We start from the raw sequence: 13,392 nt of genomic DNA, 5'->3' as shown, positions 1-13,392 counted from the left end.
CTCCTTTCTGACCAATTGCGAGGAGCCCACCTGCATTGTGAATGAATAAACAAACGATAGAAAGTTGAAGCAGTACCTCTACAAGAGAGGTACCGCTCGTTTCTTAGTTGCTTGGATGATTTGTTTCAATGTTCGTCTTAATTGTTTTTACAGCTTCATCAAGCGCTTGTTTTGGCTCTGCTTTTTGGGTCGCTACAAGCTGAAGCGCTGTCGCCATTGGACCCCATACTTCTGCCATTTCTGGAATGTTTGGCATTGGAATCGCGTATTGAGATTGAATTGCGACTGCTTTCGCTCCTTCGTCTTCCGTGATTACCGGATCGTCAATGAGCGATTTTACTGGCGGAATTTCATGCGTTAACTCAAAGCGTTTTTTCGCATTTTCTTCGTTTGTAATAAACTCAATTAATTTTGTTGCCCATTCAGGATGTTTCGAGAACGATGATACGTGCCATCCTTTTACACCCATAAATGTTTTCACAGGCTCGCCGTTTGGCAATTTTGGCATTGGCGCCACTCCGATATCGACACCTGCATCACGCATACCTTGGAACGCCCACGGACCGTTCATGACAGATGCCGCTTTTCCTTCGTTGAATAAACCGTCCATCGCTGAACCGCCGTTTTCACCGATAATACCTTTCGGGAACAATTCTTTATACCATTGTTGAATGTATTCTGTCCCTTTTACTGCACCTTCGTTATTTAAACCGATGTCATTGCGATCTAACGCACCGTTGTTGTTTTTAAATACGTAGCCGCCCATACCAGCAATGACGCCGTGCGCAAAATAGAAGTTATCCCAAAGCGCTAAGAAACCGTATTGGTCGCCTTTTGTAAACTCTTTTGAGAACTGATATAGCTCATCCATCGTCTCTGGCGCTTTGTCCATCAACTTTTTATTGTAGATGAACACAGGTGTTTCGACCGCTTTTGGAAGTCCATACAATTTTCCGTCATACATTTGCGCAGCGATAGAAGATTCTGTAAACGTATCTAATACAGCTTGGTCGACTTGAATTTCACGAATTAATCCTTCTGTAACGAGCTGACCGATTTGGTCGTGTGGAACAGTAATAACGTCAGGACCTGTTCCTGCTGGGCCATCCAAACGAAGTTGATCGCGCTGTTTTGTCGCCATTTCAACTTCTTTGTACTCTACTTTAATGCCATACTTTTCTTCGAATGCTTTAATTGCTGGCTCTAACGCTACACCGCGATCCACGTCTTCCCAAACGACAAGCTTTTCCGGTTTCGGCGGCATGCCTTCTTCCGTTACTTCTGTTTTACCTTCATTTTCGTTTTCCGCTGGTTTTGCCTCATCTTGTGGACCACAACCTGCCATGACACCTGCAAGCAATGCAAGCGATGAAAAAATAGATACCGTTTTTTTCATTTCGACCCCTCCTGTTTTCAAACATATACAAACGCTTTCACTACGTCGTTTTGTGAAAACGATTGCACAATCTTTATCTTTATTATACAATCATTTTCCGTTTTGACAACTATTTTTTTTATCTTTTTTTGAATGAATGTTGACTTTTTTATTCGTTTCATTTTACGCTTGACATAAACATTGTTTACGCTTCCGTGCACCGTTCAATAAGAAGAGGAGGCGCATGTGAGAAAAAGCGCAAGCGATTGCGCGATGAAAAAAAATAAGAGGAGTGGTTGAAACATGTTGAAAGAAGCGATTTACCATCGTCCAAAAGATGCGTTTGCTTATGCATACGATGAACGAACGTTACATATTCGTCTCCGCACAAAAAAAAATGACGTTGATGCCGTATATTTATTGTTTGGTGATCCATACGTATGGAAAGATGGCGCATGGCAATGGGACAAACAACCGATGCAAAAAAGCGGAACAGATGCCTTATTTGATTATTGGTTCATCGCTGTTGCTCCACCTTATCGTCGCTTGCGGTACGGCTTTGAATTGCATGCGGAAAACGAAGTGCTCATTTATACAGAAAAAGGATTTTATCAAGAAGCACCGACAGACGATACTGCCTATTACTTTTGTTTTCCATTTTTAAATCATGCGGACGTCTTTTGCGCGCCCGCTTGGGTAAAAGACACCGTCTGGTATCAAATTTTCCCTGAGCGCTTCGCCAACGGCAATCCGCGCTTAAACCCGCCAAATACGCTCCCATGGGGAAGCGTTGAACCGACGACTACAAGCTTTTTTGGCGGCGATTTTGAAGGCATCATCGACCATTTAGATTATCTTGTTGAACTTGGGATTAACGGCATTTACTTCACTCCTATTTTTAAAGCGCCATCCAATCATAAATACGATACGATTGACTATTTCGAAATCGATCCGCAATTTGGCAATAAACAAACGTTTAAACGGCTCGTTGAGGAGTGCCATAAAAAAGGCATTCGCGTCATGCTTGATGCAGTATTTAACCATAGCGGCTATTACTTCGCTCCGTTTCAAGACGTATTAAAAAACGGTGAGAAGTCACGCTATAAAGATTGGTTTCATATTCGTGAGTTTCCGCTTCAAACAGAACCGATCCCAAACTACGATACGTTCGCGTTCGTGCCAGAAATGCCGAAATTAAATACGGAAAACCGAGAAGTAAAACAATATTTACTAGATGTCGCAACATATTGGATTCGCGAATTTGATATTGACGGCTGGCGTTTAGATGTCGCGAACGAAGTCGATCATCAATTTTGGCGCGAGTTTCGCCAAGCGGTGAAGGCGATCAAACCGGATGTGTACATTCTCGGTGAAATTTGGCACGATGCGATGCCTTGGTTGCGCGGAGATCAATTCGATGCCGTCATGAACTACCCATTTACAAACGGAGCGCTCAATTATTTTGCGAAAGGGAACGTGCGCGCAAACGAGTTTGCCGATACGATGACAAACGTGTTGCATAGCTATCCGCAAAACGTCAATGAAGTCGCCTTTAATTTGCTCGGCAGCCACGATACACCGCGCATATTAACTACGTGCGACGAACGAAAAGAAAAAGTAAAGCTCATGTTCGTGTTCCAACTTTCTTTCAGCGGTTCTCCGTGCATTTACTACGGAGATGAAATCGGCTTAACAGGCGGGCAAGATCCGCTTTGTCGCAAATGTATGGTATGGGAAAAAGAAAAGCAAGACCGCGATTTATTTACGCACGTACAAACGCTCATTGCGTTGCGCAAACAATATCGCGCCTTGCGATTTGGGGAATTTCATGTGTTAGAAACAAACGATGAAACGAATCATATCGCTTATGTCAAAACATACGACGATGAGACGATCGTTTGCGTATTAAACAATGCGGAAACACCGCTTACATGGACCGTTCCATTTTCACTTAAAGACAAAACGATCACAAATCTTTGGACGAACGAGTTCCTTACAAAGCAAACGATGACAATTGAGCCGTACGGATTTCTCATGCTACTTGTACAGCCTACGTCCGCTGTATAAAACGACGATACTCGCTCGGGGTCATCCCTTCCATTTTTTTAAATACGCGTGAAAAATAAGCGCCATCTTCAAACCCAACTTGTTTCGCAATAGCCGCGATCGTTTCGTTCGTCGCGGCTAATTTTTTTTTCGCAATGTTGATCCGATAGTCGTTCACATACTGCAACGCACTCATTCCAATCGTCTTTTGCATGCAGCGAGAAATGTAATCTGGATGAAGGCGAAGTGCATAAGCGAGATGCTCCATGTTAAACGGCTCTCTGTAATGTTGATGAATATATTCCATCGCTTCTGCACATACATGCTCGGCAGCTGTCGGAATATGAAGCGTTTGTTTTTGCAGCTGAACGATCCATTGAGCAAATAGCAACTGTTGCGTTAACGAATGGTCCGGCGTTTGTTGCTCGCGGACGATATGTTGAAGCATTGACTCCATCCCCGCTTGTTTCAACTTTCCATATTGCGGAATAAACAAACGATATTGCGCATAATCGACATATGTAGCCTCTCTCTCAATAATATCGCCCCAGCCATACGGCTCTTTTTCCACGCGATCGTATTGTGGCAATGAAAAATGAATCCAAATAAAATGCGTATCTTCCTCGCACGGCTCATGCCCATAATGTTCAAAACCCGGGCGTAAAATGACGTATTCTCCTTCACGAACAACGAACGTTTCCTTTTGTTCCGTCATATGTAACGTTCCTTTTTGTACATATAAAAAGTCAAATACTGAAAACGTGCGCCGAAAATGTTTCATTCCTTTGCGAAACATCGCCTGGCCACCTTTAATAAAAACGGGAAATGGCGGAACGGAAAACGATATATACATAAGCCCCCTCCTTCAAGTCGGAAATGTACAAAAATAATCGTCTTTTTCCCTTTTTTCCATTATAACAATCCGTTAAACTGAAAACAGTTTGCAAGTCGGAAATCGTAAAGGGGTTGTCTTCTTTGGCAAAAAAGTTTTCGTTATTTGCGCTCACTTGGCCCATTTTTATTGAATTAACGCTTCATATGTTAACAGGCAACGCCGATACGTTTATGCTCAGTCAATATTCCGATGAATCAGTAGCGGCAGTCGGCGTCGCGAACCAGTTGTTATTTATGTTCATTGTTATGTTCGGTTTTGTCGCAACCGGCACGTCTATTTTAATTGCACAATACGCCGGGGCAAACGATGAAAAAACAGCGTCCCGTATTGGCGCTGTTTCGATTTGGGCGAATGTATTATTCGGTCTCATGTTAAGCTTTGCGCTTGTTGTCGGGGGTAACTGGCTCCTTCAACTTATGAACGTTCCGTCCGAACTCACGGCTGATGCGCACGCCTACTTGCGCATTGTCGGCGGTTTTTCATTTGTGCAAGCGATCATTATGACGATTGGGGCGATTTTGCGCAGCCACGGTTTTACGAAAGATATTATGAACGTCACCATCGGAGTGAATATATTAAACATTATCGGCAACTATTTCGTATTGTTCGGGCCGTTTGGCTTGCCTGTTTTAGGGGTAGAAGGCGTCGCATGGTCGACGACCATCAGCCGCATGATCGGGCTTGTCATTGGATTTTTGCTCATCATGAAACGTCTCCCACACCCGCTCCCACTGTTATCAAAAGAGGCGTTTTCATTTGCTTACGTCAAACAATTATTAAAAATCGGCATTCCATCTGCCGGCGAACATGTCGCTTACAATACGTCGCAGCTTGTCATCACGTATTTTATTACTCTCCTCGGCACAGAAGCGTTAACGACAAGAGTATATACACAAAACTTGATGATGTTCATTTTTTTATTTAGCGTCGCGATCGGGCAAGGGACGCAAATTATCGTCGGGCATCTCGTCGGGGCACAACGTTTTAACGAAGCGTATGCTCGCTGTTTAAAAAGTTTGCGGCTCGCCGTCATCATTTCGTTTACAGCTGCCGCCTTGTTTTCTCTTTTTTCCGATCATCTATTTTCTATTTTTACAAGCAACAAACGTATGATTGAAGCAGGCGGAACGCTTATTTTGCTGACGATGATTCTTGAGCCGGGGCGCTCTTTCAACCTTGTCATTATTAACTCCCTCCGTGCAGCTGGCGATGTGAAATTTCCGGTATACATCGGCATCGCTTCCATGTGGGGAGTGAGCGTCCCACTCGCTTACGTGCTCGGCATTCAGCTCGATCTCGGTTTAGTAGGTATTTGGCTCGCGTTTACCGCGGACGAATGGCTGCGCGGACTGCTCGTCTATTGGCGCTGGAAATCAAACGTATGGCGCACGAAATCGTTCATCAAAAAGGAAGCGACAGCTTAAAAACCCGAACAACGACGACGTTGTTCGGGTTTTCTCAGTTTTCTTTTAACTGAATATTGTAATGCTCAAACCATTCGTGAAATTGAATGAGATATGCTAAAAGTTGCGGTCCAGACATAAGCTGACCAAACCATGGAATGCGGAACGATTGTCCTTTTGTTTCGACTAATTGTTGCAATTGCTGTGAATCAAACAGCTCGTATAAAACGGATGAGCGATCCGCTAAAATCGTTTGTAAACGTCCGGCTACGATTTCTGTATAGCGCGGATGATGTGTTTTCGGATACGGGCTTTTTTTCCGATATAATACGTCATGAGGCAACAATCCTTCGAGCGCTTTGCGCAAAATCCCTTTTTCGCGATTGTTATACATTTTCATCTCCCACGGAATGTTCCATACGTACTCCACGAGACGATGATCAGCAAACGGCACGCGCACTTCCAAACTCGCCGCCATGCTCATGCGGTCTTTTCGATCTAACAACGTCGTCATAAACCAAATCATATTTAAATAAAATAGTTCGCGGCGACGTTTTTCTTCTCCGCTTTCCCCATCTGCGTGAGGAACTTCACGAAGCGTTTCTTTATACCGCATATACGCATAATCATGGAGCGGAAGTTTTTCGCGCCAAGTTTCGTTTAAAAGTCGAAACCGTTCATTTAACGACCGCATCCACGGAAATCCGTCTCGCTCTAAATCTTCTTTCCTATGGAACCAAGGATAGCCGCCAAAAATTTCGTCAGCACATTCTCCAGAGAGACTAACAACAAACTGTTGTTTAATTTGTTGACAAAACCAAAGAAGCGACGAATCGATATCAGCCATCCCCGGTAAGTCGCGCGCAATCATCGCTTCCGTCAAATAGTCGGCTAGCTGTTGTTGAGAGATGACGCACGTATGATGAACGGTTTGAAACGCATCGCTCATTTGTTTAATCCATGGACCATCGCTATTTGGTTGGAAGACGTTTGCTGTAAAATATTGTTCATTCTCCTCATAGTCAATCGAATACGTATGAAGTGCTCCTTTTCCGTCTTTTTCAAACGACTTGGCAGCAATCGCCGTAATAGCGCTCGAGTCTACTCCCCCGGATAAAAACGTACAAACAGGTACATCGGAAACGAGTTGGCGCGTAATCGCATCTGTCAGCAATGTCCGAAGATGTTCAACCGTCTCATGAAACGAATGAACGTGCGGTGCGCTCGTTACATTCCAATACCGCCACTGTCGCACACCATCTTTTGCGACAATCATCGCATGTGCCGGACGTAGCTCATGAATCGTCCGAAACACGCCATGTCCTGGTGTACGCGACGGTCCAAGCGCTAAAATTTCGCACAAGCTTTCGCGGTCAACTTCTGCTCGGACGTTCGGATGTGATAAAATCGCTTTGATTTCCGATGCAAATAAAAACTCTCCTTGTTCATGGCGGTAAAAAAGCGGCTTGACACCTAATCGGTCGCGCGCTAAAAATAAATGGCGTCGCTCATCATCCCAAACAGCAAATGCAAAAATGCCGTTGAAATGATCGACACATTGTTCCCGCCATTCCATATATGCTGTAAGCAACACTTCCGTATCGGAATGCCCTTGAAACGTATATCCTTTTTTCAATAGCTCTTTCCGAATATCTTCCGTATTGTAAAGCTCCCCATTATAACAAACCGTATAGCTATAGCCGTTTTTCATTCGCGTCATCGGCTGTACACCGCCTGCTGGATCGACGACAACAAGCCGCTTATGCCCAAATGCGACATGATCGTCCATCCAAACATTTGTATCATCAGGTCCTCTAAATGAAAGCGTATTGGCCATGTTGAGAACAACATCTCTTTCTTGGCGCAACTGACGCTCAAAATGAACCCATCCGGTAATTCCGCACACGTCAATCATTCCCTTCTGTTGTGAACAAGTGTGAAGCATGCTTTTATTTTATGCATCGTTTATATAAATGATGAGTTGTCTATAATGGCGTACGAAAGGAATTGACACAAAAGGAGCTGAATGACAATGGATCGCCTCAAATCATTGCGCGCACAAAAACGTGCTTATATATACGGTGTCGTCGAACAAATAAATGAACAATGGGTGTTTTTTGACGAAGAAGATGAAGCGCATGAGCTCGCACATTTGCCAGAAGAAGTGGAACTGTTTCGCTTCGGTCAATGGATCAAAGGGTGGCTTGGCGAAGATGGAGATGTGTACGTGACTGAACGATATACATTAAAAAACGGTGATCGTCTTCGCTACGTAAAGCCGCTGCCGCACGCATACGAACAATGGCTCTCTCAGCTACCTGATCACGCGTTTTTTCATTTCATTCATTTAATAAACGAATGGAATTTCTCAGTATACGACTGTTTGTATTGTTACAACTATATATTGTTTGCTGAAAAAGGGGTGAATTTCCTTATGTTCGATAACTCGCTCGACATGTGCAACGTCCAACATTATTTTGACGAAAAACAACATCGCTTTGAACTGACGTTGCAAACAGGGAAAAAAGTGATCGGTGTCCAACTCGATTATTGAATGACCACGTTCCCTTGTAACACTTGTTGTTCAAATTGTTCCGCAGAAAGCGGCTTAAAAATCGCATACCCTTGGGCATAATGACATTTTAATCGTTTTAATAACTTCATTTGCTCAGCCGTTTCGACGCCTTCCGCGACAACTTTTAGGCGCAAGCCGTGCCCCATCGTAATGATTGATTTCACAATCGCAATGTCCGAACGATCTTGATGAAGTTGGTAAATGAACGACCTGTCAATTTTTAACGTATTGATCGGCAAATCTTTTAAATAACTTAAAGAGGAGTAACCTGTGCCAAAATCATCAATAGACACTTGCACACCAAGCTGTTGAAGCTTTTTCATCACGTGAATGCTGTAATACATATTTCGTAACATCGAGCTTTCTGTAAGTTCTAAATGTAAACAATGAGCGGGAAGCTGCGACTGCTTCAGCGCTTGCTGCACATCTTCAAAAAATGTCGCATGTTGAAATTGGGTTGCTGAGACGTTGACAGAAATCATAAGCGAATCAAAACCGAGGTCGTGCCACTTTCTCGTTTGCGTGCACGCTTCCGTTAACACCCAACGCCCGAGCTCATGAATGAATCCGATTTCCTCTGCAATCGGAATAAATTCAAGCGGAGACACAAATCCGATTTTCGGGTGTTTCCAGCGCAATAGCGCTTCGCTCCCGATAATTTTTCCCGTCATTAAATCAAGGAGCGGCTGATAGACGAGAAAACATTCTTGTTTTTCGAGCGCTTTCCGCAAATATCGCTCAAGTTCTAGGCGATGAAGCACTTGTTCGTTCATTTTTGTAGCGTATAACTTCACGCCGTTGCCGCCTTTTTGTTTCGCGCGATTGACGGCCGTATCCGCATGTTTTAACAGCGACTGCGCATCGATGCCGTCTGTTGGATAAAAGCTCACTCCGATGCTTGCGCTTAAAAAAAACTCTTTTTCTTCGTACACAATCGGGATGGAAATATGTTGCAGCAGCTTTTTTGCCCAATCGACAACCGTCTGTACATCGACTTGTTTTGTGAACAGTAAGCTAAATTTATCTCCACCGAAACGACCGATGTGCGCACCTTTCGGCAAGACGTTTTTTATTCGCTCTGCCATTTGTTTTAATATTTCATCCCCACCGTAATGACCGATCGTATCGTTCACCATTTTAAAGCGGTCCATATCAATAAATAAAACCGCAAGTGTATCGCCTGTTTCTTTCGCTTTGTCGATGGCGTTTTTCACGATATTTGTAAATTGCAGCCGATTCGGCAACCCCGTGTCTATATCGTGATAGGCAATATATTGAATATGTTCTTCCGCGCGCTTTTGTTCAGTAATGTCGCGCCCGATGCCGTAAATGCCAACCTTCTTTCCGTCAACAATAATCGGGACGTTTTTTATTTGAAATAAATATACTTCCCCCGATTTCGCTGGAATTTCCAAATTGTATTGCTGTACTTTCCCTTTTAATGCGCGATAAAAATAGCGGCGCACGCGCGGAATATCCTCTTTTTTAATATAGCTAAGCGAGTTTGTATGCAAAATTTCTTCTGCTTTATATCCGAAAACTCGTTCGAACGCAGGATTGACGCTTGTGAAGTTACCTTCTAAATCCGTTGAATATACAATATCTGGATTATGTTCAAATAATGAGCGATAATACTGTTCAGATATTTTCATTTTTTGACGCATCTCGTCTAAGTCTGCGCGACATTCATCAAAAACAAGCGCACAAATGACTGCACATTCCGATGAATCCCCAATCATCGGAAACAGCTGCGCTTGGGGCAAATGTTGTTGTATGTATCGGTTCAACTGCATGCGAAACGAAGGAGAGAGCGAAGAAATGAAAAGCATTAGTTGCTCGTACTCATATAAACGATAGTCGCTTACCCACCGTTCCCAATCAGCAAACGTTTTACAAGCCGTTTGAAATAATTTCATCCCCTTTTTTCCCACTCTTCCTTTCTCTTTTTTTAGAATTTTTAATCATTTTATATTATAGCACATTTTTATATAGTAGAAAAATATAAAAGTTGGCAAATATGCCAACTTTATGAAAAGAAAGAGAAACCAAACGGCAACTTAAATCCGAGATATAGCGCAACGACAAACGCAGTAATAAATTGAAGCCAAAGCACGTTCGTATTTTTTCCTTTTGCCGTCCGAATGAGAATCATTTCCATCGCTCCGATTACCCATAAACCGACAACAACTTTGACGATATAAAGAGCCGGAAACGAAGACATGGTATATAAGATCCATGCACCTGTTGCAATAATTAATACGTAAAATAAACGCAACATCATATGCACCATTTTTGTTTTTTCATTCCCTTTCGCTTGCAACGCAATCGCCACGACAAATAAAATGAGCGCAACGACCCACGTTGTAATATGTGCATGTGTCATCGTCATTCTCCTTTCTCTATCCATTTCATATATGAATCTATAATAACACGTCGATCGGGATCGGACAATTGAAAAAGAAAACGCTCACCTTTTCTATTTACTTTCTATATTCACTTCAAGTATGTTATATATATGAGCATCCAAGTGGGAGGGATCAACTTGAAAACAACACAAATTATCGAGCTAACAGAAAAATACGGGGCAAACAACTATCATCCGCTTCCAGTCGTCTTATCTAAAGGCGAAGGAGTATGGGTAGAAGATCCAGAAGGCAATCGTTATATGGATATGTTGAGCGCTTACTCTGCGGTCAACCAAGGTCATCGCCATCCGCGCATCGTGCAGGCGCTTATTGATCAAGCGAATAAAATTACGTTAACTTCCCGAGCGTTCCATAACGATCAGCTCGGTCCGTGGTACGAAAAAGTCGCAAAGCTAACGAAAAAAGAAATGGTTTTGCCGATGAACACAGGTGCCGAAGCGGTAGAAACAGCAGTGAAAGCGGCGCGCCGCTGGGCGTATGACGTAAAAGGCGTTCCAGCAGATCAAGCGGAAATTATCGTTTGTGAAGATAACTTTCACGGACGGACGATGACAGCTGTATCGATGTCATCCAATCCAGAATATAAACGCGGATTCGGTCCAATGCTTCCGGGCATTAAAGTCATTCCGTTTGGAGATGTCGAAGCGCTCAAACAAGCGATCACACCGCATACTGCCGCTTTTATTTTTGAACCGATTCAAGGAGAAGCCGGCATTAACATTCCACCAGAAGGATTTTTGAAAGCCGCATATGACGTATGTAAACAACATAACGTATTATATATCGCCGACGAAATTCAATCAGGGCTTGGTCGATCTGGTAAAATGTTTGCGTGCGATTGGGAAGACGTCGAACCAGATATGTACATTCTCGGCAAAGCGCTTGGTGGCGGTGTATTCCCAATTTCGTGCGTTGCGGCAAACCGAGACATTCTTGGCGTATTTAATCCGGGATCGCACGGATCAACATTCGGCGGTAACCCGCTTGCTTGCGCAGTATCGATCGCTGCACTAGATGTAATTGTAGAAGAAAAATTGCCAGAACGCTCATTCGAACTCGGACAATATTTCCAAGAAAAATTGCGCGAAATCAATCATCCTGACATTAAAGAAGTGCGTGGACGAGGATTGTTCATCGGCGTCGAACTGCACGTACCTGCCCGTCCGTACTGCGAAAAACTACAACAAGAAGGACTATTATGTAAAGAAACTCACGATACAGTCATTCGTTTCGCACCACCGCTCGTCATTACGAAAGAAGAGCTCGACTGGGCAATCGAAAAAGTGAAAAAAGTGTTTGAACAGTAAAAAGCTGGGGTATCCCAGCTTTTTACTTTACCCGATTGCGCAACGTTCCAATTTGTTCAATCGTTATTTCAATCACATCACCCGACTGTAAAAAGCGCGGAGGCGTCATGCCTTTTCCGACTCCTGCTGGTGTTCCTGTCGCAATAATGTCGCCCGGCTCTAACGTCATCCCTTTCGACAATGTTGCGATTATCGTCGGAATGTCAAAAATAAATTGTGCCGTCGTTGCCGATTGTCTCACTTCACCATTGACTTTCGTTTCGATATGTAACGCATGCGCATCCGAAATAGCGGAACGATGAACGATCCAAGGTCCCATCGGACATGATGTATCTAAACTTTTGCCGAGCAAATATTGTTTATGTCTTTCTTGTAAATCGCGCGCTGTTACATCGTTTATAATTGTATAACCAAACACATAATGGAGCGCCTGTTCTTTCGGGATCGCTTTCCCTTTTTTCCCAATAACAATCGCAAGCTCTCCTTCATAATCGAGCTGATCGGTCACATCCGCATGGCGTAAAATGTCCGCCTCATGCCCGATGACCGCCGTTGGCGCTTTTGAAAATACGATTATATTTTCCCGATCAGCCTCACTGCCCATTTCTTGCGCATGATCCGCATAATTTTTCCCGATACAAAAAATATTTTTCGTCGGACGCGGAATCGGAGCAAGAAGCTGTACGTCGCAAAGCGCATACGTCCACTCCGGATGCACGTTTTGAAGCACACGTTCCACTTTTTCAATGAACGATTCACCAAGTTCTACACATTCGATCATCGTATTCGGTATCGTTTCATCTGCCCTCGATAAATGGACGATCACGTTTTCATGTACAACTCCAACAAACACATCAGATCCTGCATACGCTGTAACAAATTTCATATCCTCATCCCCTTCCATATGATCGAACATCATTATTTTTCTCTCTTTCATGTGTCAACTCCTGTGTAAAAAAATATTTTTCAGCACATTATACTATTTCCTTTTTCTTCAGAATATGTATAATACCTGAATCCGTGACAAAACATCTTTACAATGGTCGCAAACCGTTGATACGATAAGGGAAAACGACGTTGACGACTCTTCATCAAGTAGGTGAATGTGATGAAAGATTTCCCGATTCGGTTTGTATTGACAGATGAAGCGATTACTCCAAGTGCTGGGCTTGCTCTCGTGGGCTACTTACTGCACCAAACGAAGCTGGATAAGCGAGTAAACGCCCTTCGGCTCCCAACGGTTCGTCGAGATGTGCACATTTCCCATAGCGACGTCATTCGCTCGATGATCGGCTTGCTTGCCACAGGAAAAACGGATTTTGATCATATCGAAGCGTATCGTCAGGACGATATCTTTTCGACATC

10 protein-coding genes and 1 pseudogene are annotated in these 13,392 nt (G+C 43.5%); 5 read left to right on the top strand and 6 right to left on the bottom strand.

All coding sequences use genetic code 11. The features are described 5' to 3' along the window. Positions 1 to 103: 103 nt before the first annotated feature. The gene (locus tag BM213_RS06280) at positions 104 to 1,396 is read right to left on the bottom strand and encodes an extracellular solute-binding protein (RefSeq protein ID WP_091702075.1); all 1,293 of its coding nucleotides are present in this window, start codon (positions 1,394 to 1,396) and stop codon (positions 104 to 106) included. A gap of 282 nt (positions 1,397 to 1,678) precedes the next feature. Here BM213_RS06280 and BM213_RS06275 point away from each other — a divergent pair, with 282 nt between their 5' ends. Next, positions 1,679 to 3,442: an alpha-glycosidase gene (locus BM213_RS06275; RefSeq protein WP_091702072.1), complete on the top strand. Its 1,764-nt coding sequence runs from the start codon at positions 1,679 to 1,681 to the stop codon at positions 3,440 to 3,442. Here BM213_RS06275 and BM213_RS06270 read toward each other — a convergent pair. Next, positions 3,426 to 4,274: an AraC family transcriptional regulator gene (locus tag BM213_RS06270; protein WP_091702070.1), complete on the bottom strand. Its 849-nt coding sequence runs from the start codon at positions 4,272 to 4,274 to the stop codon at positions 3,426 to 3,428. The genes BM213_RS06275 and BM213_RS06270 overlap by 17 nt on opposite strands. Positions 4,275 to 4,396: 122 nt before the next feature. Between BM213_RS06270 and BM213_RS06265 the strand changes: the two genes are divergently transcribed. Further along, entirely contained in the window at positions 4,397 to 5,740 is a 1,344-nt protein-coding gene (locus BM213_RS06265) for an MATE family efflux transporter (protein ID WP_091702067.1), read from the top strand. A 34-nt stretch (positions 5,741 to 5,774) separates the two neighbouring features. On the opposite strand, the gene asnB is transcribed toward BM213_RS06265, so the two are convergent. Then, a complete protein-coding gene (gene asnB / locus BM213_RS06260) occupies positions 5,775 to 7,625 on the bottom strand; it encodes an asparagine synthase (glutamine-hydrolyzing) (RefSeq protein WP_091702064.1) in 1,851 nt (616 codons plus the stop codon). A gap of 126 nt (positions 7,626 to 7,751) precedes the next feature. Between asnB and BM213_RS06255 the strand changes: the two genes are divergently transcribed. Next, entirely contained in the window at positions 7,752 to 8,273 is a 522-nt protein-coding gene (locus tag BM213_RS06255; protein WP_091702062.1) for a DUF2777 family protein, read from the top strand. On the opposite strand, the gene BM213_RS06250 is transcribed toward BM213_RS06255, so the two are convergent. Both BM213_RS06250 and BM213_RS06245 read right to left on the bottom strand, forming a co-directional pair. Then, a complete protein-coding gene (locus BM213_RS06250) occupies positions 8,267 to 10,210 on the bottom strand; it encodes an EAL domain-containing protein (protein WP_091702146.1) in 1,944 nt (647 codons plus the stop codon). The genes BM213_RS06255 and BM213_RS06250 overlap by 7 nt on opposite strands. 110 nt (positions 10,211 to 10,320) lie before the next feature. After that, positions 10,321 to 10,677 carry a YisL family protein gene (locus BM213_RS06245; protein WP_091702059.1) on the bottom strand — a complete coding sequence of 119 codons (357 nt, stop codon included), beginning with the start codon at positions 10,675 to 10,677 and terminating at the stop codon, positions 10,321 to 10,323. A gap of 132 nt (positions 10,678 to 10,809) precedes the next feature. Here BM213_RS06245 and BM213_RS06240 point away from each other — a divergent pair, with 132 nt between their 5' ends. Further along, positions 10,810 to 12,027, top strand: a complete 1,218-nt coding sequence (locus BM213_RS06240) for an ornithine--oxo-acid transaminase (protein ID WP_091702057.1) — start codon at positions 10,810 to 10,812, stop codon at positions 12,025 to 12,027. Positions 12,028 to 12,049: 22 nt separating this feature from the next. Here BM213_RS06240 and BM213_RS06235 read toward each other — a convergent pair whose 3' ends face one another. Further along, the gene (locus BM213_RS06235) at positions 12,050 to 12,913 is read right to left on the bottom strand and encodes a fumarylacetoacetate hydrolase family protein (RefSeq protein ID WP_091702143.1); all 864 of its coding nucleotides are present in this window, start codon (positions 12,911 to 12,913) and stop codon (positions 12,050 to 12,052) included. Between the two features lie 222 nt (positions 12,914 to 13,135). Between BM213_RS06235 and BM213_RS06230 the strand changes: the two are divergent. Beyond that, positions 13,136 to 13,392, top strand: a pseudogene (locus tag BM213_RS06230) (IS1380 family transposase); the annotation flags it as partial.

Origin of the sequence: Anoxybacillus pushchinoensis, assembly GCF_900111795.1 — a bacterium.
In the GTDB taxonomy this organism is placed as follows: domain Bacteria; phylum Bacillota; class Bacilli; order Bacillales; family Anoxybacillaceae; genus Anoxybacillus; species Anoxybacillus pushchinoensis.
The sequence above is the reverse complement of the archived record's forward strand: the minus strand, read 5'-3'. Positions and strand labels throughout refer to the sequence as shown.

What these genes read in the sequence shown, in the direction of transcription:
- BM213_RS06245 (WP_091702059.1), bottom strand. Translation starts at nt 10,677, where the DNA reads ATGACACATGCACATATTACAACGTGGGTCGTTGCGCTCATTTTATTT.
- BM213_RS06280 (WP_091702075.1), bottom strand. Translation starts at nt 1,396, where the DNA reads ATGAAAAAAACGGTATCTATTTTTTCATCGCTTGCATTGCTTGCAGGT.
- BM213_RS06250 (WP_091702146.1), bottom strand. Translation starts at nt 10,210, where the DNA reads ATGAAATTATTTCAAACGGCTTGTAAAACGTTTGCTGATTGGGAACGG.
- BM213_RS06240 (WP_091702057.1), top strand. Translation starts at nt 10,810, where the DNA reads ATGAGCATCCAAGTGGGAGGGATCAACTTGAAAACAACACAAATTATC.
- BM213_RS06275 (WP_091702072.1), top strand. Translation starts at nt 1,679, where the DNA reads ATGTTGAAAGAAGCGATTTACCATCGTCCAAAAGATGCGTTTGCTTAT.
- BM213_RS06255 (WP_091702062.1), top strand. Translation starts at nt 7,752, where the DNA reads ATGGATCGCCTCAAATCATTGCGCGCACAAAAACGTGCTTATATATAC.
- BM213_RS06270 (WP_091702070.1), bottom strand. Translation starts at nt 4,274, where the DNA reads ATGTATATATCGTTTTCCGTTCCGCCATTTCCCGTTTTTATTAAAGGT.
- BM213_RS06235 (WP_091702143.1), bottom strand. Translation starts at nt 12,913, where the DNA reads ATGAAATTTGTTACAGCGTATGCAGGATCTGATGTGTTTGTTGGAGTT.